Below are 19,625 nucleotides of genomic sequence, written 5' to 3'. Positions count from 1 at the left end.
GATGCGTTCAGTGTTCGCAATTGCCGCTGCTTTTGCTTTTGGACTTCAGATGGTGCCGGGCGAAGCCAAGGCAGCTGGAAATCTCAATTTGATCTGCTCGGCCGATGTCGTTATCTGCGAAATGATGAAGGACAGGTTTGAGAAAGAAAAGGGGATTTCCGTGAATATGGTGAGACTCTCGTCTGGAGAGACCTATGCCAAAATCCGCGCAGAGGCGCGTAATCCAAAAACCGATATTTGGTGGGCAGGGACCGGTGATCCTCACCTTCAGGCTGCTTCCGAAGGCCTGACGCAGGAGTATAAATCTCCACTGCTGGACCAGTTGCAGGATTGGGCCAAAAAACAGGCTGAGAGCGCTGATTATAAAACAGTGGGCGTTTACGCCGGTGCGCTTGGCTGGGGATACAACACGGAAATCGTGAAAAAGAAGGGTCTCAAGGAAGCCAAATGCTGGGCTGATTTGGTTGATCCTGCCTTTAAGGGCGAAATTCAGATGGCAAACCCCAATTCCTCGGGTACGGCCTACACGGCCTTGGCATCTCTCGTGCAAATTATGGGAGAAGATAAAGCTTACGAATATTTGAAGCAGCTCAATGCCAATGTCTCACAATACACAAAATCCGGTTCGGCGCCGGTTAAGGCTGCGGCCCGCGGTGAGACTGCGCTCGGTATTGTGTTTATGCACGATGCTGTGGCGCAGATATCGGAAGGTTTTCCCATCAAGGCTGTCGCACCATGCGAGGGCACCGGCTATGAGATCGGCTCGATGTCGATCATCAAGGGGGCTCGCAACCTTGACGAAGCCAAGCAGTGGTATGATTGGGCCCTGAGTGCTGACACGCAATCGCACATGAAGGATGCAAAATCCTTCCAGCTGCCTTCGAACAAGAGTGCCGTCGTTCCGCCGGAAGCTCCGAAGTTTGAAGACATCAAGCTCATTGATTACGACTTCAAAACCTATGGTGATCCTGCCAAGCGCAAGGAATTGCTTGAGCGTTGGGATAAGGAAATCGGCGCAAGCGCTAATTGATTGTCTATTAATCTGGAGCATGCCCGGAGGGTTTCCGGGCATCTCTCGCCATATTTTTGAAGATAGCGCGCGGAAGGCCTTATGGAACGCAGTGACCGGAGATTGAACATCGCTCTCGGTATTGGGCTTACGGGTCTGATTCTATTGCCTTGGTATAAAGTTGAAACAGGTTTTTACGGGTTTGATTGGCTCGATGGTTTTCCAGCTAGTGCAGCAGGACCGGGGCTCGTCCAGATATTCGCCTATGGCCGATGGACTATCGCGATCATCGCGCTCATCTTTGCGGTTGGCCTTATTGCGCGAACCTTGACCGTGTCGAAACTTCGATCAAATCTTCTTGTTGCTGCTGGAGCCGCCGGTCTTATATTTCTGGTTCTTCAGGGGCTCGCTGTCGGTTTTACCGGGTGGACCTGGCTCATTAGCGAGCATTTGTTCGGTCCACTTTCTGATGGACAGCCATCGATGGGCGCCGGTGCCGGTCTGGTCGCCCTGTCTTTTGTATTGCTGTTCTCGTTCGGCCTTGCTGAAAGAGGCGTATTGAGAGGCGATGCGTTTGTTGTGGCATCCATCGCATTGCTCATTTTCCTGGTGGCAATTTTTGTCTTCTATCCGGTTGGAAGCATGCTTGTCGGAGCATTTCAAAGCTTTGACGGTTCATTTGACCCGTCCGGATTCATCCGCAACATTCAAGACCCATCAATCTGGAGTCTGGACTGCGTTATAGGGGGAAACCGCTGCGGCATCGCATGGCGCACGCTTCTGCTGGCGATACTGGCAGCATTTGGATCTACTTTGCTTGGGCTTTGTTTTGCGCTCGTTGCAACGCGTACGCGATTTCCCTTCAAAAAGGGCCTTCGTCTGCTGACTATTCTGCCGATCATCACGCCGCCCTTCGTCATCGGCCTTGCGTTGATTCTCCTCTTTGGTCGCGCAGGCGTTGTCACCCAACAGCTATCGAGCCTTTTCGGGATTGAGCCGGGCCGCTGGCTTTACGGTCTGACCGGGATATGGATCGCTCAGGTTTTGTCGTTCACGCCAATTTCATTTCTCGTTCTTATCGGTGTGGTCGAAGGCGTAAGCCCGTCGATGGAGGAAGCCTCGCAAACCCTTCGGGCAGATCGCTGGCGTACATTCTGGAAGGTGTCGCTTCCCTTGATGAAACCCGGCCTGGCAAATGCTTTCCTGATCGGCTTCATCGAAAGCATGGCCGATTTCGGCAATCCGCTTGTGCTCGGAGGCAGTCACGGCGTCCTTTCAACGGAGATATTCTTTGCTGTTGTCGGCTCGCAAAACGATCCGTCACGCGCCGCGGTACTCGCGATAATTCTTCTGTTCTTCACTCTGTCAGCCTTTCTGGCACAGCGCTTCTGGCTATCCGGCAAGAGTTTTGCAACGGTGACAGGGAAGGGTGATTCAGGTGCTCATATCGCCCTTCCAAAATCACTATCGATTGGTGTCCATGCGATTGTTATACCGTGGATCATTTTCACGCTCGTTATCTATGGGATGATCTTCTTTGGCGGTTTCGTGCGCACCTGGGGGCTTGATAATACGCTGACCTTTGAGCACTACCAGCGGGCCTTTTCATTCACTTTCGCTGATGGCGGAATCTCCTGGACTGGCGTCGCCTGGAACTCTTTCTGGACGACCATCAAGATCGCCTTGATCGCAGCGCCTTTAACAGCGGCTGTTGGCTTGCTGACGGCCTACCTCATCGTCCGGCAGCGTTTCGTTGGCAGAAACATCTTCGAATTTGCGCTTATGATGAGCTTTGCTATCCCGGGTACCGTTATAGGTATCAGCTACATTATGGCGTTTAATCTCCCTCCGCTGGAAATGACCGGAACCGCGCTGATACTGGTTGCGTGTTTTGTCTTCCGTAATATGCCGGTAGGTGTGCGGGGCGGTATTGCTGCCATGAGCCAGCTCGATAAGAGCCTCGATGAAGCCTCGCTGACCTTGCGCGCCGCCAGCTTCCGGACAATTCGCAAGGTGATTTTGCCCTTGCTGCGCCCAGCGATCGTTGCAGCGCTCGTCTATTCGTTTGTTCGGGCCATCACCTCGATTAGCGCGGTCATCTTCCTCGTCAGCGCTGAATACAATATGGCGACCGCCTATATTGTCGGCCTTGTCGAAAATGGTGAGTACGGCGTGGCGATTGCTTACTCTTCCATGCTCATCATTGTCATGATTGTTATCATCACCTGTTTCCAGCTTTTGGTGGGAGAGAGGAAATTGCGCCGCGAGAACCGTGTTGCAACTGCTTTCATACCATCTGCATCTCCAGAGAAGGCCGCGTAATGGCACCGAATGTTACAGGATCAGTTGTTTTCTCCAACGTCAAAAAGCAGTTTGGCACATTTACCGCCATACATGATCTGTCGCTCGACATAGAACCCGGAACCTTGGTCACCCTTCTCGGGCCGTCCGGTTGTGGCAAAACGACCACGCTGCGCATGCTTGCCGGTCTGGAGCATCCAACTGCCGGACGGATACTGATAGGCGGCAAGGATGTTACGATGCTCCCCGCAAACGAGCGGGACGTATCAATGGTGTTCCAGTCCTATGCGCTGTTTCCGCATATGTCAGTTCTGGAAAACGTGGCATACGGCCTTGAATCGTCAAAGATGAAAAAAGCGGAGGCGAGGGAACGGGCAGAAGAGGGGCTGAACCAGGTTGGACTTGCTGGCTATGGCCAAAGATTGCCGGCTGAGCTTTCTGGGGGGCAACAGCAACGCGTTGCGGTTGCCCGCGCTCTGGTTCTGGAACCACAAGTCTTGTTGCTGGATGAGCCACTATCCAATCTTGACGCACGGTTGCGCCGCCGCGTGAGAACAGAAATTCGCGAACTGCAACAACGCCTTGGCTTTACAGCCGTTTACGTAACACACGATCAGGAGGAGGCCTTGGCTGTATCCGATCGAATTATTGTGATGCAGAACGGCGTTGTGGCGCAGCAGGGTTCTCCGCGCGAACTTTACGAAGCACCTGTGTCTTCGTTCATTGCCGATTTCATAGGCGAAGCCAATGTTGTGCCTTGTGAAGTGCTTCGCACCGAAAATGGCCAAGCGATCGTACAAGTTGGAAAGCTTGAACATCGCGTTCCGGCTCGCAGTCATTCTGTGCCTGGTCCGGCCAAACTTGCGGTGAGGCCGAATGCCATCACTTTATCGGCTGCGGAGAATGCTGCGTTTCCCGGGAGAATCAAGTTTATGGCCTATCTTGGCGATCACGTGGAATACGAAGTCGAGACGGAATCTGGCACGCTCTTTGTCGTCGATCCGGCGGTAGATCAGCGCTTGGAACCAGGGACCAATATTAGCATCGGATTTCACCACCGTGGCATAGCACTCATCAATAGTTGAGCGACCACTATTTATATCAGGGGAACAGATAATGACATCGCATGCCGCCCATCTTGAAGACCGCTTGGATTTGGCCCGAAAGATGGCAGTTGAAGCCGGAGTGCTTGCACTGAAATATTTCAATGCGCGAGAACAGTTGATTGTCGAGACAAAAGCCGATCCTCAAGATGTGGTGTCCATCGCAGATCGGGAAGTAGAAGAGCTTATCCGGTCCCGGATTATCGGAAGCTTCCCCGATGACGCTATATTGGGCGAAGAATACGGTGTTAGCTCCGGTACATCTGACTATACGTGGGTTATCGATCCGATCGATGGTACCAGCCCATTCGTCAATGGCATGCCTAGCTGGTGTATTTCGATTGCTGCGCTCCACGGCGAAGAAATCGCCATCGGCGTAATCTATGTTCCATGCAATGACGAGCTATATGCGTCAGCGGTGGGAATGGGCGCGCGACTGAATGGCAAGCTGCTGACGCTTAATGGCGAGCGAACAATCCGTGACGCGGTCACAGGAATAGGTGCGAACCATCATGTGAGCCCGGCAAGTGTCGCTCTTATTGTCGAAAAGCTACTGGATGCTGGTGGAAACTTCATCCGTAACGGTTCTGGTGCGCTGATGCTCGCCTATGTGGCAGCCGGTAGACTGGTAGGCTATTACGAACCCTACATGCACGCTTGGGATTGTATGGCTGGATATTGTCTCGTTAAAGAGGCTGGTGGCTGGCATCATCCATTTCCGGTCAAGGGTGACGGGCTTACAAAGGGAGCGCCCGTCCTTGCCGCTGCCCTGGGCGCCGTTAATGATTTGCGGAAAATTGCAAACCTGTAAGCGATTCGACGCTCGTTAGTTTTCCTGAATGGAAATCCCGCTCTCATTGATCTTAAGCTCGATGCCATCGGGCTTTGACTCTTTGTCGTAAATGTAAAATCCCAAACCTGCGACCAGAACGATCAGCCCGCCGATGACCAGTAAAAGCATATTGCGATTCATGAATATTCCTTCCTGCCACAATTATAGATCATCCGACTGTTATGGTGGCAATAGCACCCGCCCTCAAATTTGAAAGCATGTCGCCATGAAGATGTGTTATTGGTCTGACATTAGGCAGGTGATACGCTCAAATAGGCACAAAAACCTCTTTAGATGAAGTAATTCTGCCTTCAAATTGAGCACGTTAAAAAAGTACGGTTTCATGATGCGCGCATGGGGCGCAAATCATTGACTTATCACGGCGAATAACATCGATTAATGTTGGTGTGTGGGTCACCGGTTTTGGAAAAGCTGGATATCATGAAGTTTGTGCGGGATTTACTTTGGGCGCCGACAATTGGCCTCTCTTGGCTTTGGGGATTGGGATTCTTTTATTCCATTCATGTCACGCTGACATATGGCTGGCTGGGCTTCTTTGGATTTGCAATAGCCAATGTCGGGGGGCTTTGGTTATTCGGTTATATTCTAGGGCGTACCAAACGCTCGCCGGACCAGATTATCAAAGATATTGAAGGCCGCTATGCGGGCGTTTTCCTCCTGTTTCAGATGGCCGCGCTGGTTGTAACAATCTTCGGATTTGTCGCCTATCTCTGGCAGCCCGTCGTTGGTGAAGGTTCCGGTCTTGGTGTTGCTCTTCTGCTCCTGTTTGCCTGCGCTATTGGCCATGCACTGAACTTGCAGCAATTGAAGTTGCTACACATTGTTTATACGGGGGTTGGTGTGACCGCCGGCATAGTGCTTTACTTGGGGCTGGCAAAAACCTCGTCTTATCCTGGCGTTCCATTGCAAAGTTTTGATGCGCGTTTCTATGGCCTGATTATGCCAACGCTGATCGGCTTTTTACTCGGGCCATGGTTGGATATACAGCATTGGCAACGTGCTGTGACTATCAAGCGCGAAGGCGGAAATGTTGGGCTCGCTTACGGCATGGGAGCCTTGCTCTTTTTTGGGTTTCTGTTTCTCAATGCACTTACGGCGTCAGCCGTAGGCCCTATTGGCAGCATTCTTTCCATTGATGGTTTGCCAAGCGCGCAAGGGGCAGTTTCAGCAGCAACGGTACTGGCTGCTGAAAATGGCCAGCCCTATCTTGCAGTGGCCTTCGTGATTTGGACAACGATAGCCATGGCGTCGACCGTTGACAGCTTTTACTGTGCAACTTCGTGGTTTTTGAAGGGAAAAAACCTGCGTAGTAACAGTCCGTTGCTTGCGCTCATTCCGGACAACATTGCGTCTTCACCGCTCTGGCTGCTGATTGGAGCAACATGGGTTTCCTATGCTGCCGTGCCAGCAAATTTTTCGCTGATGTATTTTATGATGCCGTTTGCGACACTGTTTGTCAGCGCGTCGGCAAATCTTGTTTGTGAGGCTTTGGGAGCGAAGGCGCGCTTCGATCCGGTTTTGAGTTTCATGATTGGATGTGGATCATCGTTGATTTTTGTAATTGGCTATGTCGAGCCAATTCCGGGTTTCTTGGTGATATCGCCATTCATTGGTCTTATCGGTGCTCTTCCAGTTATTATCGAGCTGGTCGGGCCGCGCTCTAAAGCCATCCCCGTGGACATTGTCGATCAACCCTTGCGTATGGCGATGTCTGCACCTTTGATGTCGTCGGGTAATGAAGAAACAACACCTTCACATGGCTTCGATGGGGAGTGGTTCGTTATGCAGCTTGTTCCGACCTACGATGATACCAACTCGGTCGGTAATGTGTATTTTGCAAATTATGTACGCTGGGTCGGCAAAGCGCGCGAGTTGTTTTTCAATGTCTGCATGCCGGATTTTGATCTTGCTACCACTCGCTTCTATATTCTTACCCGTTCCTTCACGCATGATTACCGGCGGGAGTCGAAAGAGTTCGAGCAGATCACTGTCAGGATCAAGATTGCTCGTCACAATCGAAAGTTCGTGACTTTAAGTCACGAGATTCACAGCCGTTCGCAAGGCCTTCTAGGGCATGGCGAGCAATCATTGATGTTTGTTGACAGGGACAATTATAACCCGCTCGACATACCCGGAGAGGTCATCAAGGGCTTTTTGGCATACTGGCCAAAAGACTCGCGTCTGTCACCTAGCTACCACCCGAAAACGATTGAACAGTCAAAGCGACAAGCCTGATATCGAGCGTGCCCAATCAGGATCGATCCATGTTACTCTAAGAAAAATTTGCTCTAGCTTGCGACCTGATATCTTTCGCGATCAAATTCGAGCAGGGCAAAGGTTTTCTCTACCGGCTCGGCTGGGCTGAAAAGGAAGCCTTGCACCTGATCGCAGCCCTCCTTTTGAAGGCATGCAAGTTGCTCGCGCGTCTCGACACCTTCAGCAGTAATCTTCATGCCCATGCTTGCCCCCAGACCCATGGCCGCTCTGATAATTGCCAAGCTACCGCGATTATGTGGAAGGTCGCGAACAAAAGACTGATCGATTTTGATTTTGTCGAACGGCATTTTTCGCAAGTAGCTCAGGCTGGAATATCCGGTACCAAAATCATCAAGCGCAACGCTGACACCCATGGCGCGGAACTGCCGGAGCAGCGAAATAGCAGCGACATTTGCTTCGAGAAATACGGATTCCGTGATTTCCAGTTCGAGCCTGCTGGGATTAAGTTTGTTCTTTGTCAGCGCATCGCGCACAATCGAGGCAAGATCGGAATGGCGAAACTGGATCGCCGAGATATTGATTGCCACATGGATATCGGCGGGCCAATCGACCGCTGTCCGGCACGCTTCCTGAATGATCCATTCCCCAAGCGGAATAATGTTACCGGTTTCCTCTGCTATGGGAATGAAGACCGTCGGCGAGATAAATCCGTGAACGGGATGCTTCCATCGCAACAGCGTTTCAAACCCGACAGTCTTGAGCGTTGAGGCCGAAACAATCGGCTGGAAGTGCAAGATGAATTCGTTACGGGCCAACGCACCGCGCAGGTCCATGGCGAGTGCACGCTTGGCTTCTATCCGAGCATCCATTTCGACTTCATAGAACCGATAGCTGTTACGCCCTTCATTCTTGGTACGGTAAAGCGCCAAATCTGCACAGCGCATAATATCATTGACGCTATCGGTCGGGGCAATCGCAATGCCAATGCTGATATGGATGTTGATCTGGATGCCGTCGATCCAAAATGGCTGCGAAATATTGTGTACCAGTTGATGGGCAAGTTCCGTTGCCGCGGCGTGGTCGGCGCCATTTGCCAATATGGCAAATTCGTCTCCCGACAAACGAGCAACGGTGTAGGTGGACGGCGAACTGCCCCGGAGACGGTCGGCGACCTGTTTCAGCAATTGATCGCCAATGCCGTGGCCGAAACTGTCATTAACGGTCTTGAATTCATCAAGATCTATACAGAACACAGCGAAGCTGCGCAGGCCGTGTTCCAGGTTCTTTGTCGCCTCACTCAATTGATCGTTGAACAATGTACGGTTGGGCAAATCAGTCAACACGTCATAGCGCGCCAGATAAGACAATTGGTCTTCGGATTGTTTTGCCGCAGTCACGTCCGACCCAACGCCGCGATATCCGACGAATTGGCCGGCATTATCGAAAATTGGTTTGCCCGTAAGCGACCACCAGCGCGTTTCGCCCTTGATATTCACCGGCAGGATATGGTTGCGGAAAGTTGTCCGGTTTTCGATTGCCTGCCAGATCGAACCGACCTTTATCGCTGCGTCTGCATGCGATTGGTCTATCTTGAAAAGCTGCGCGAAAGGCATGCCCTGCAGGTCGCGCATTGCTTTCGCGGAAATCTGAGCAAGGCGAGGCGATGTATGCTGTAGTTTGAGGTCAGCATCAGTTTCCCAGATCCAATCACTGGCATTTTCTTCAAAATCATAGAGTAGCAGGCTGATAACCTCTTTTTGCTGCTCCACCTTGATCTGATCGAGAGTTCTCATAACAATGAGATTGCTCATGTGAACAATGGTGAACAAAATGAAAAGCGCGTAGAAGGCCAGCAAAATTGCGATGAAAAGGAAAAAATCCTCGCCGGTGGAGGCTAATGCGAAAAAGGAGCCGGTGATGATCGTGCCGGAATAAGCGATCGCTGCAAGCGGCACGACGGCTACCCCAATGCCCGTCGCCATCAGACCCGCGGCGGTACAAGCTATGAGGAGCCGGTGATAGGCGTCGGCATCCAGGAAAAGCATCAGTGGTATGCTTCCAAGGCAAATGCCATAGAGAGCAGATACGATGATGAGGTACTTTATGGCATCAAAGCCCAGTTCCTTTACTTTCGGAACATTATACCATTGCCAGCAGGCAAATAGGGAAACGGCGGTCATGAAAGCGACGACCAACGCCAGGCCAGCCAAATAGGGGCGGGGGCCGAGGTCCCAGAAAACGTAAGTGACAACGAACACAACACACATTGCCACCAGAACTGTGAAAGGCGCCAGCCTGAGCGCAACGTCCATCTGCTCCGCGTAAACGCGCCGTTTTACAACGGGATTTATGTTTCCGCGCATGCCGAACATCGATCGGACAGCGTCAAAAGTATGGAAGCTTGACAGTCGCACGCGGAGCCTCGGCAAGATAAAACGGACCAGTCAGTCTTATCCGTTATGAGTTCTGTATTCGTTAAAATACTTCACATTCTTTATATTAGTTACCAATGTCTTTAAGGCAGAAAAATCTAGACAATTGAGGATAGATGTCAAGTGCAACATATGTATCATTGGTTGGAATCTAATTGTTGACTGCATATATCGGCAAAATAACAATTTATTATTTATTATCGTATACTTTCTGCGCAAAGTATAGTCTTTATAGAATTCACTCTTGTTTGACTTGTTGATAAGCGGAATTTGGCTTGAAGCATCCATCCCTTTAGGAAATGTGACGGCTCAAGCTGAAGTTTGGGGCTCAAATATTTGGCGTGGCATTGAGAATTGCCGTCAGTAAGCCAGGGAAAACGTTCTCCAGATCATGTGATCGAAGCTCGTTCATATGGGATGTCCCTTCGTTGCGGGTTTTTACAACGCCCGACTCCCGCAGAATACGGAAATGATGGGACATGCTTGACTTGGGGCGACCGCCATCAAGCGCTGCACATGTGGCTTCACCTTCACGGGCCAATTGCCGGACAATTGAAAGTCTAACCGGGTCGCTCAAAGCGTGAAGTACGGATTCGAGCCGAATATCCGACGAAGAAGGATGCACAAACTGTCTCATGATTCCTTGATAACACAAATTTTTGTGTATTGCTATTGTTCGAATAATATCGAACAATCGAACAATTGCAGTTGGAGAAAACCTATGACCACTCTTTTTGAGCCCTTTACCCTTAAGGGCGTCACGCTACGTAATCGCATCGCAGTATCACCAATGTGCCAATATTCCGCGGTCGACGGTGTAATCAATGATTGGCACCACGTACATTTGGGCGGTTTGGCCAGAGGAGGTGCTGGCCTTGTTATCGTGGAGGCTACGGCCGTCACTCCGGAAGGCCGGATTACTCCGGCTTGCTCTGGACTATGGAACGATACCCAAGCAGCAGAATTGGCTAAGGCGGTCAAAACGATCAAAGCGGCGGGAGCAGTTGCAGGTATACAGATCGGACATGCCGGACGTAAGGCAAGTGCAAATCGGCCATGGGAAGGTGACGATCACATCGCTTCCGATGATCCGCGCGGTTGGGAAATTATTGCGCCTTCCGCGATAGCTTATGGCGGCGGCTTATCGAAGGTGCCTCGGGAAATGACACTGGCCGAAATAGAAGGCATAAAAAATGCTTTCGTTGACAGTGCAACACGGGCTCTTGCGAGTGGCTTCGAGTGGTTGGAACTACATTTTGCGCATGGTTATCTTGCCCAAAGCTTCCTGTCCAAACATTCCAACCAACGTACAGATGCCTATGGCGGCAGTTTCGAAAACCGCTCGCGCTTTCTTCGTGAAACGCTGCAGGCAGTACGCAAGGTCTGGCCGCAGAACTTACCCCTGACAATGCGCCTTGGCGTGATTGAGTATGATGGCAATGATGAAGAAACAGTGGCGGAAGCAATCGAGCTGATAAAACTGCTAAAGGCCGATGGATTGGACTTCATCGACGTCAGTATGGGCTTCTCCGGTGGCAAAGCCAATATTCCTTGGGGCCCTGCTTTCCTTGGTCCTCTTGCTGCCCGTGTTAAAAATGAAACCGGCCTGCCGGCATCAACATCCTGGTACATCAGCACCCCGCAACAGGCGGAGGGTCTTTTGCGTGATGGATCGGTTGATCTTGTCATGCTTGGTCGCCCGCTGCTCGACGAGCCTCATTGGCCTTATCGCGCAGCCAAAGAACTTGGCGTTGAAAAGCCGTCATGGATTCTGCCACCAGCATATGCCCATTGGTTGGAGCGATACCGCGCTGCAGCATAATAAATTAGATAACAGCCTAATTGGCTACGATAGCCGCGATCTTTAGAACAAGATTCCGGCCCGCGTTAAATTTGAGAAATATCTTGCGTGTCGATTTCGGCAGGCATCACCTATGTTGATGGCAACGGCACATAGCTGCCATCAACAATCCGAAGTTGAAATGTTCATGTCTGTTGTCAAGGCCTATCGAAAATCGCAGATCGTCTATATAGACGGTCGCAAACAGACAACAGGGCGGTTGTGCGAGCGCCGCAAATGAATATGGCAGTTATGAATAAAACGGCACAAAGCCCCCTCGATCTGCGGCCAGGCGATGGATCGACCGCCAAGCCTATGGTTGAGTTTCAACAAGTATCAAAACGTTTTGGCGCTGGCAGTAGCGGAGCCGAGGTTGTTGCACTGGACAATGTCGACCTCATCGTTCCTCGTGGCTCAGTAACTGGCATCATCGGCCGTTCGGGGGCAGGTAAATCGACGCTTATCCGCTTGGTTAATGGTCTTGAAAAACCTACCTCCGGTCATGTCCTGGTTGATGGTACGGATGTAGCAGGTCTGGATGAAAAGAACCTTCGCTCCGTACGGCGCTCGATTGGCATGATTTTCCAGCACTTCAATCTTCTGTCTTCCCGGACTGCCTTTGATAATATTGCTTTGCCTTTGGAAATTGCCGGTATCGACAAGCAGACGATCGAGAAGAGGGTTACCCCTCTGCTTGATCTGGTCGGGCTTTCCGATAAACGTAACCGCTACCCGTCTGAACTGTCTGGCGGTCAAAAGCAGCGTATCGGTATTGCCCGCGCCTTGGCGACGGAACCCAAATTATTGCTTTCGGATGAGGCGACCTCGGCACTCGATCCGGAAACAACGCGCTCCATCCTCGCGCTTTTGACGAAAATCAATCGCGATCTGGGGCTTACAGTTCTTTTGATCACGCATGAAATGGAAGTGATCAAAACGATAGCCGCTCATGTGGCCGTTATTGATGGTGGCCGCATTGTCGAGCAGGGTGCAACATTCGATGTGTTCACCGGCCACAAGCATGAAACGACACGGGCACTTCTCGGCGGCTTGGCTGGAATGCATCTTCCCGAGTTTCTCACCAGCCGCATGACCAACGTTGCCACACCTGGCTCGCATACCATCTTACGAGTTATCTTTAAGGGGGAGAACGCAACGGAGCCTATGCTTGCGCGGCTTGGCAGTGATCTGGGTATTGAGGTCAATATCATGGCTGGAGCAGTCGACGAGATTGCAGGCAGACCCTTCGGCATGCTGGTTGTCTCGCTCTTGGCTGATCTGGAAAAAATAGATTTAGCACGCAATTTCCTCGCCGATCATGGTCTGTCATCGGAGGTGTTGGGCTATGTCCGCTGATATTCTGGCTCTTTTATTCAAGGCAACAGGACAGACACTGTACATGGTTGCCGTGGCCGGCCTGATAGGGTCGTTATTTGGCATTCCGCTTGGAGTTTTTCTGGCAACGAGCGGTCGCGGCGAACTATTTCCAGCTCCTTCAATAAACAAAGCGTTGGGACTTGTCGTCAACGCCACTCGGTCCACTCCGTTTATCATTTTGGTTGTAGCCATCATTCCATTCACGCGGGCTATTGCAGGCACCTCCATTGGTACAACCGCCGCGATTGTTCCGCTGACCATTGCAACGATACCCTTTATTGCCCGCTTGGTTGAAACGGCGATTCGTGAGGTCGATCCCGGTCTTACTGAAGCTGCGCGTGCTATGGGTGCTAGTCCGATGCAGATCGTTTTTAAGGTTCTGCTTGCCGAAGCCCGGCCCGGTATCGCTTCAGCCCTGACGCTTACGATCGTCAGCCTCATTGGCTATGCGGCCATGGTCGGCGCAATCGGCGGTGGCGGACTAGGCGATCTTGGTATCCGATATGGTTACCAACGTTTCATGCCGGATGTGATGGCCATCGTCGTGGTCGTCCTCATCGTGCTCGTGCAATTGGTGCAGAGCGCGGGTGACCGGCTAGCTCGTCAATTCGACAAGCGTAATCGACCAAAGTAATCATTCTTGAACAGGAGTATAAAATGCTGAAAAAGATTCTTGGCGTCGCCGCCTTGGCAATGAGCCTAAGCGCGACTGCGGCTTTGGCCGAAACAATCAAGATTGGTGTGACACCGGGCGAGCACGCGCAAATTCTGGAAAAGGTTGCGGAAGTTGCAAAGCCCAAGGGTCTTGATATCGAGATATTGGAATTTTCCGATTATGTCGTGCCAAACCAGGCACTGAACGATGGCGAGCTCGATGCCAACTCTTTCCAACATAAGCCATATCTCGACAATCAGATTGCAGATCGCAAATTCGACCTTGTTGACGTCGCTTACACGGTCAATTTTCCGATGGGCATCTATTCGAAAAAAGTGAAGAGTTTCGATGAGTTGGCGGACGGAGCTACAATTGCGATTCCGAACGATCCGACCAATGGCGGACGTGCTTTGCTTATTCTGGCTGACAAGGGTGCAATCAAGCTGAAAGACGGTGTGGGCTTGAAAGTTACTCCAGCCGATGTGACGGAAAACACCAAGAACTTTAAATTCGTTGAACTCGATGCTGCTCAACTGCCACGTTCAATTGATGACGTTGATGCAGCAGCAATCAATACCAATTACGCGCTTGAAGCCGGTCTTGATCCGATGAAGGATACGATCTTGAAAGAAGGCGAGAAGGCACCCTACATTAACCTGATTGCAGTCCGCACCGCGGATAAGGACAAGCCTTGGGTAAAGACCTTGGTCGAGTCCTATCACTCGGAGCCTGTAAAGCAGTTCATCTTGGACAAGTATAAGGGCGCTGCCGTTCCAAGCTGGTAATTAATATTGCCAGCCCGAATGAAAACCTCCCCCGTAAACGGGGGAGGTTTTTTGCTTTCAGATACGTTTTCCGGCCTCATTAAAGAGATGCAGCTTTTCCTTTGGAATTATCACGCGCAGATGATCGTCAGTCTGTGAGGTAGAGCGTCCGGACACACGGACAACGACACGTTCACCGCCAATAATGCCATAAACATAGCTCTCCGCGCCGATTGGTTCTACACCAAGAACCTTCAGATCAAGCGCCAAACCACCGATATGAGTGTTGGTTCCGGCTGATACTTCCAGATCTTCAGGACGGAAGCCGATGACAGCGCCCGATGTTGGAACCGCCAGACCTTGAGCACCAATACGCGTGCCATCCTTGAGGATGAGTCCCGAACCATCGGCCGTGACAGGGACGAGGTTCATGGGCGGCGCGCCAATAAAACTTGCGACGAAGGTGCTGGCCGGTTTCTCGTATATATCCAGCGGAGCTCCGATTTGCTCGACCGCACCGCCGTTCATGACTACGAGTATGTCTGCAAGCGTCATTGCTTCCAGCTGATCGTGGGTAACGTAAACGCTCGTCACGCCCAGTTGGCGTTGCAGGTTTTTAATTTCCACTCGCATCTGGCCACGCAGTTTTGCATCCAGATTGGAAAGCGGTTCGTCAAAGAGGAACACTTTCGGACTGCGTACAATGGCGCGCCCCATTGCGACACGCTGACGTTGGCCACCGGAAAGCTCCTTGGGGCGTCGCTCGAGAAGCTGAGTCAATTCAAGGATTTGTGCGGCGTCCCTAACGCGTTTGTCGATTTCGTCTTTAGGCATGCCGCGGTTACGCAGCCCGTATGCCATGTTATCGTAGACCTTCATATGCGGATAAAGCGCATAATTCTGAAAAACCATGGCGATGTCCCTTTCAGCGGGACCGAGATTATTAACGACTGTGCTATCGATTTTTACGGTGCCGTCCGTAATGGATTCCAAGCCGGCAATCATTCGAAGCAGAGTAGATTTTCCGCAGCCCGATGGACCGACCAGCACGCATAGCGCACCGTCATTGATAGAAATATTTACGCCCTTTACCGCTTCAACGGAGCTTCCATAGACTTTGCGGACATCGGTTAGTTCTACACTTGCCATATTATTTCTCCGTTTCAACCAGTCCGCGCACAAACCAGCGTTGCATCAAAACAACGACCAGAATTGGGGGCAGGATGGCGAGAATGCAGGTGACCATCACCAGATGCCATTGTGTGTTGGCGTCGGTGAAGTCGATCATTTTGCGCAGCCCAATGACGATGGTCGCCATATCGTTGCGATTGGTCATGAGCAATGGCCAGAGATATTGGGTCCAGCCATAGATGAAGAGGATGACGAACAGGGCCGCGATATTGGTCTTCGACAAGGGCAGCAGAATATCCTTGAAGAAGCGCCACGGGCCAGCCCCGTCCACGCGGGCTGCTTCAACCAGCTCGCCTGGAATTGTCATGAAGAATTGTCTGAACAAAAGTGTGGCCGTAGCCGAAGCCATGAGGGGAAGGATAAGGCCTGTATAGGTATCGATCAGTCCAAGGTCGACCATAATTTTGTAGGTGGGCAGAATGCGCACTTCGACGGGCAGCATCAGCGTTATAAAGATGAACCAGAAGAAAAACATGCGTCCCGGAAAGCGGAAAAATACGATCGCGTAGGCGGACAAGATGGAAATGATGATTTTGCCGATGGCAATGCCGAGCGCCATGACAAGCGTGTTGAGCAAAAGACGGTCAACGCCAACGCCGCCGATCTTGCCGATGCCACCGAAAAGAGCGCTGGAATAATTCTCCCAGAAATGACCTCCCGGCAACAACGATAGTGGCGGACGGATAATATCCTGCAATGTCTGGGTTGACGCTACAAAGGTGTAGTAGATTGGAAATGCAACGATCAAAATGCCGACAATCAAAATGATATGGGCGATGATGCGGCCTATGGGGTTGTTTTGAATCATGACTCTGGTTCCCCTCAGCCGTAATGGACTTTGCGCTCGACATAGCGGAATTGTACCGCTGTCATAGCAATGACAATTACCATCAGAATAACGGATTGCGCCGCCGAGTCGCCAAGGATCAGGTTGACGAACCCGTCATTGTAGACCTTGTAGACCAGAGTTTCTGTTGCTTTTCCCGGACCGCCCCCTGTAACGGCATGAATGATGCCGAACGTATCGAAGAAGGCGTAAACCGTATTAACGACCAGCAAGAAAAATGTCGTTGGCGCGAGAAGCGGGAATATAATGGTCCAAAAACGCTTTGTTTCTCCGGCGCCATCAATGGCCGCAGCTTCGATCAGCGATTTAGGAATGGACTGCAGGCCCGCAACGAAAAACAGGAAATTGTAGCTAATCTGTTTCCAAGAAGCGGCAGCAACGACAAGCACCATCGCCTGATCACTATTAAGCAGCGGATCCCAATTATATCCCGTCGAGCGAAGGAGATATGCCAATGTACCCATTGAGGGGTTGAATAGAAACAGCCAAAGCATGCCGGCAATCGCAGGAGCTACGGCATAGGGCCATATCAGCAGTGTCCGGTACACGCCTTTGCCACGTATGACTTTATCGGCCATCACCGCAAGCAACAGTGCAAAGGCCATGGCAATTAAGGCGGTGGCAATGGAGAATATCACAGTCACCTGAAGGGAGTTCAGATAATTGGGATCGTTCAGAACGCGTTTGAAATTGGCTAGCCCGACAAATTGCGTCGACAATCCAAATGGATCCTCCCGCAATACGGACTGCTGAATGGCTTGCGATGCAGGCCAGTAAAAAAAGACGGCCGTGATTGCCAACTGAGGTGCCAGCAGAAGGTAGGGCAGAAACTTGTTAGGAAAAGTGACACGCGTTGACGATGCCATGATGCCTCGCTTTAAACAAAGCCCGCCCGTATGAGATTATACGGGCGGGTATCTTTGACGGCTTAGTTACTGGCCAATGGCCTGCTTGATTGCTGCGTTGCCACGCTCAACGGCCTTATCAAGTGCCTGTTGAGCGGTCTGCTTGCCAGCGAGCATGTTCTCGTATTCTTCGTTCAGAATATCGCGAACCTGCGGCAGGTTTACGAGACGAACACCCTTTGAGTTTTCGGTCGGTGCCTTGCCCATCATCTGCTTGATCGGAATTTCACGAGCAGGATTCTTTTCATAGAATCCGGATTTCTTCGTGTCTTCATAAGCAGCCAGCGTAACTGGCAAATAGCCCGAAACCTGATGCAGCCTTGATTGGATTTCAGTCTTAGACAGGAAGTTGAAGAAGGCAGCCACACCTTTGTACTGTTCGTCTGATTTGCCGGCAAACACCCAGAGGCTCGCGCCGCCCGGTATGGTGTTTTGTGGTGCGTTTTTGGATTCCGGTTCATAAGGGAGCTGACCGGTACCATAATTCATGCCGGACTTGATGATGTCGCCAAGACCGCCCGACGAATCATTGTAAATGCCGCATTCACCAGACGTGAATAGCTGCTTGGCTTCAGATGTGCGTCCGCCATAACGGAACGTGCCATCTTTCGCCAGATCAGCAAGTTCCTGGAAATGCTTGACGAAAAGAGGCGAGTTGATCTTCAGCTCAACATCGACGCCGCCGATGCCATTTTCATTGCTGCCCCAGGAAATATCATTCCATGCAGCATAATTTTCTGTATGAATCCAAGTCATCCAAGCTGTTGTGTAACCACAATTAGCGGCGCCGCTTGTCTTGATTTTCTTCGCAGCTACCCAAACCTCTGGCCAAGTTTTTGGAGGAGTATTCTCATCCAAACCAGCCTTTTTGAATATATCTTTGTTGTAATAGAGGATTGGCGAAGAGCTGTTATAGGGGAATGACAGCATAGTGCCGTCCGGCTTTGAATAATAAGCCACGATGCCCGGCAGATAGAGGCTCTTGTCAAACTTGGTTTCGCCCATCGAAAGGATGTCGGCAACTGGTTTGATCGCGCCTTCCGCTCCCATCATAACGCCTGTACCGGCATCAAAAACCTGAAGGATATCTGGAGCTTGTTTTGCACGGAAGGCGGCAATGCCAGCATTGAGCGCTTCCGGATAGGTACCTTTGAACACAGGCACAACTTTGTATTCGCTTTGGCTTTCGTTGAACTCTTTTGTCAAAGCCTGCACGACTTCGCCGTTGGCGCCAGGCATTGCATGCCACCAGCTGATTTCGGTAACAGCAAACGATGCAGATGATGAGGCCAACAAAATGCCGAAGGCCACGGTGAGTTTGGTGCCGTGATTAGTCATTATAATCTCCCATAGTGAGGCGTCGTCTTTAGCGCGCTTGGGCTAAGTATCCTCATTATGTGACAGAGAAACAACAGTTATTTGACTTTGGGCAAATGATGCAGGTCAGCCTGTGGAAAAAATGCGCAGCTGTTCACTTTTTTGCTCTAAATCAGTGTGACACCGGCTTTGCGCATTGTGATGGTCATTGCTGCGAGCGAACCACCAAGATCGATCGCCCGGCAAGCGTCAAGTAAGACTTCTGCGGAAAATCCCTGGGCGGCGGCATCAAGGGCGGAGTAAGCCACACAATAATCTGTAGCGAGACCCACAAGCGTCACATGAGTGATTCCACGCTCTCGCAGATAACCAGCAAGGCCAGTTGGCGTCACATGGTCGTTCTCATAAAATGCCGAATAGCTGTCAATGTGCGGGCGAAAGCCTTTTCGAATGACAAGCTCGGCTTTTGTCCATTCCAGATCAGGATGAAAATCGGCGCCATTTGTGCCCTGTATGCAATGATCCGGCCAAAGAGTCTGCTCGCCGTAGGGCATGGCAATGGTTTCAAAGGGCGCTTTTCCCGGATGGCTTGATGCGAAGCTCGAATGAGCTGGTGTGTGCCAGTCCTGCGTCAGGATAACTCTGTCGAAGCGGAGTATCAGCTTGTTGATGATCGGAACAATTTCGTTGCCACCAGACACGGCTAGGGCACCGCCTTCGCAAAAATCGTTCTGAACATCGATGACGATCAATGCGTCCTTGGCCATGATGCACTCCTGTAGAATGGCGTGGAGTCTATGGTCAATTAGAGCCG

17 protein-coding genes are annotated in these 19,625 nt (G+C 51.2%); 9 read left to right on the top strand and 8 right to left on the bottom strand.

Features of this window, described 5'->3' with window-relative positions; genetic code table 11:
• The first annotated feature begins 1 nt into the window (after position 1).
• The 4 genes from V9K95_RS04160 to V9K95_RS04145 all read left to right on the top strand — a co-directional run bounded on the left by V9K95_RS04160 (position 2) and on the right by V9K95_RS04145 (position 5,224).
• Positions 2-1,030: an ABC transporter substrate-binding protein gene (locus tag V9K95_RS04160; RefSeq protein WP_307286174.1), complete on the top strand. Its 1,029-nt coding sequence runs from the start codon at positions 2-4 to the stop codon at positions 1,028-1,030.
• Between the two features lie 81 nt (positions 1,031-1,111).
• Entirely contained in the window at positions 1,112-3,331 is a 2,220-nt protein-coding gene (locus V9K95_RS04155; RefSeq protein ID WP_336439756.1) for an ABC transporter permease, read from the top strand.
• On the top strand, positions 3,331-4,395 hold the full coding sequence (locus V9K95_RS04150; protein ID WP_307279318.1) for an ABC transporter ATP-binding protein: 1,065 nt from the start codon (positions 3,331-3,333) through the stop codon (positions 4,393-4,395). Before V9K95_RS04155 ends, V9K95_RS04150 begins: the two co-directional genes overlap by 1 nt.
• A 31-nt stretch (positions 4,396-4,426) precedes the next feature.
• Entirely contained in the window at positions 4,427-5,224 is a 798-nt protein-coding gene (locus V9K95_RS04145) for an inositol monophosphatase family protein (RefSeq protein WP_336439757.1), read from the top strand.
• Between the two features lie 15 nt (positions 5,225-5,239).
• Here V9K95_RS04145 and V9K95_RS04140 read toward each other — a convergent pair whose 3' ends face one another.
• Positions 5,240-5,386, bottom strand: coding sequence for a hypothetical protein (locus V9K95_RS04140; protein WP_307279315.1), 147 nt, complete (start codon positions 5,384-5,386; stop codon positions 5,240-5,242).
• A 300-nt stretch (positions 5,387-5,686) separates the two neighbouring features.
• Between V9K95_RS04140 and V9K95_RS04135 the strand changes: the two genes are divergently transcribed.
• A complete protein-coding gene (locus tag V9K95_RS04135) occupies positions 5,687-7,501 on the top strand; it encodes an acyl-CoA thioesterase (RefSeq protein ID WP_307279312.1) in 1,815 nt (604 codons plus the stop codon).
• Between the two features lie 53 nt (positions 7,502-7,554).
• On the opposite strand, the gene V9K95_RS04130 is transcribed toward V9K95_RS04135, so the two are convergent.
• Both V9K95_RS04130 and V9K95_RS04125 read right to left on the bottom strand, forming a co-directional pair.
• Entirely contained in the window at positions 7,555-9,846 is a 2,292-nt protein-coding gene (locus V9K95_RS04130; RefSeq protein WP_337345093.1) for a putative bifunctional diguanylate cyclase/phosphodiesterase, read from the bottom strand.
• A gap of 397 nt (positions 9,847-10,243) precedes the next feature.
• A complete protein-coding gene (locus V9K95_RS04125; RefSeq protein ID WP_115052498.1) occupies positions 10,244-10,552 on the bottom strand; it encodes an ArsR/SmtB family transcription factor in 309 nt (102 codons plus the stop codon).
• Positions 10,553-10,636: 84 nt separating this feature from the next.
• Between V9K95_RS04125 and V9K95_RS04120 the strand changes: the two genes are divergently transcribed.
• The 4 genes from V9K95_RS04120 to V9K95_RS04105 all read left to right on the top strand — a co-directional run bounded on the left by V9K95_RS04120 (position 10,637) and on the right by V9K95_RS04105 (position 14,572).
• Positions 10,637-11,737, top strand: a complete 1,101-nt coding sequence (locus V9K95_RS04120; protein ID WP_115052499.1) for an NADH:flavin oxidoreductase/NADH oxidase — start codon at positions 10,637-10,639, stop codon at positions 11,735-11,737.
• A 333-nt stretch (positions 11,738-12,070) separates the two neighbouring features.
• A complete protein-coding gene (locus V9K95_RS04115) occupies positions 12,071-13,111 on the top strand; it encodes a methionine ABC transporter ATP-binding protein (RefSeq protein ID WP_336440193.1) in 1,041 nt (346 codons plus the stop codon).
• Positions 13,101-13,766 carry a methionine ABC transporter permease gene (locus V9K95_RS04110; RefSeq protein WP_115052501.1) on the top strand — a complete coding sequence of 222 codons (666 nt, stop codon included), beginning with the start codon at positions 13,101-13,103 and terminating at the stop codon, positions 13,764-13,766. The genes V9K95_RS04115 and V9K95_RS04110 overlap by 11 nt, the downstream gene beginning before the upstream one ends.
• A 23-nt stretch (positions 13,767-13,789) precedes the next feature.
• Positions 13,790-14,572 (top strand): MetQ/NlpA family ABC transporter substrate-binding protein, encoded by a 783-nt coding sequence (locus V9K95_RS04105; protein WP_442958519.1) that lies wholly within the window; start codon positions 13,790-13,792, stop codon positions 14,570-14,572.
• 57 nt (positions 14,573-14,629) lie between these two features.
• Here the strand turns inward: V9K95_RS04105 and ugpC are convergent, their stop codons facing one another.
• The 5 genes from ugpC to pncA all read right to left on the bottom strand — a co-directional run bounded on the left by ugpC (position 14,630) and on the right by pncA (position 19,578).
• Positions 14,630-15,700: a sn-glycerol-3-phosphate ABC transporter ATP-binding protein UgpC gene (gene ugpC / locus V9K95_RS04100; protein WP_336439758.1), complete on the bottom strand. Its 1,071-nt coding sequence runs from the start codon at positions 15,698-15,700 to the stop codon at positions 14,630-14,632.
• Position 15,701: 1 nt separating this feature from the next.
• Entirely contained in the window at positions 15,702-16,550 is an 849-nt protein-coding gene (ugpE, locus tag V9K95_RS04095) for a sn-glycerol-3-phosphate ABC transporter permease UgpE (protein ID WP_115052503.1), read from the bottom strand.
• Positions 16,551-16,564: 14 nt separating this feature from the next.
• On the bottom strand, positions 16,565-17,455 hold the full coding sequence (gene ugpA / locus V9K95_RS04090) for a sn-glycerol-3-phosphate ABC transporter permease UgpA (RefSeq protein WP_115052504.1): 891 nt from the start codon (positions 17,453-17,455) through the stop codon (positions 16,565-16,567).
• Positions 17,456-17,521: 66 nt separating this feature from the next.
• Complete coding sequence (gene ugpB / locus V9K95_RS04085; protein ID WP_336439759.1) at positions 17,522-18,832, bottom strand: sn-glycerol-3-phosphate ABC transporter substrate-binding protein UgpB; 1,311 nt, start codon at positions 18,830-18,832, stop codon at positions 17,522-17,524.
• A gap of 146 nt (positions 18,833-18,978) precedes the next feature.
• On the bottom strand, positions 18,979-19,578 hold the full coding sequence (gene pncA / locus V9K95_RS04080) for a bifunctional nicotinamidase/pyrazinamidase (RefSeq protein WP_336439760.1): 600 nt from the start codon (positions 19,576-19,578) through the stop codon (positions 18,979-18,981).
• Between the last annotated feature and the right edge of the window lie 47 nt (positions 19,579-19,625).

The organism is Phyllobacterium sp. CCNWLW183 (assembly GCF_037203775.1).
Taxonomy (GTDB): domain Bacteria; phylum Pseudomonadota; class Alphaproteobacteria; order Rhizobiales; family Rhizobiaceae; genus Phyllobacterium; species Phyllobacterium ifriqiyense.
Note: the sequence above shows the minus strand (reverse complement) of the source record. Positions and strands in the feature narration are given on the sequence as shown.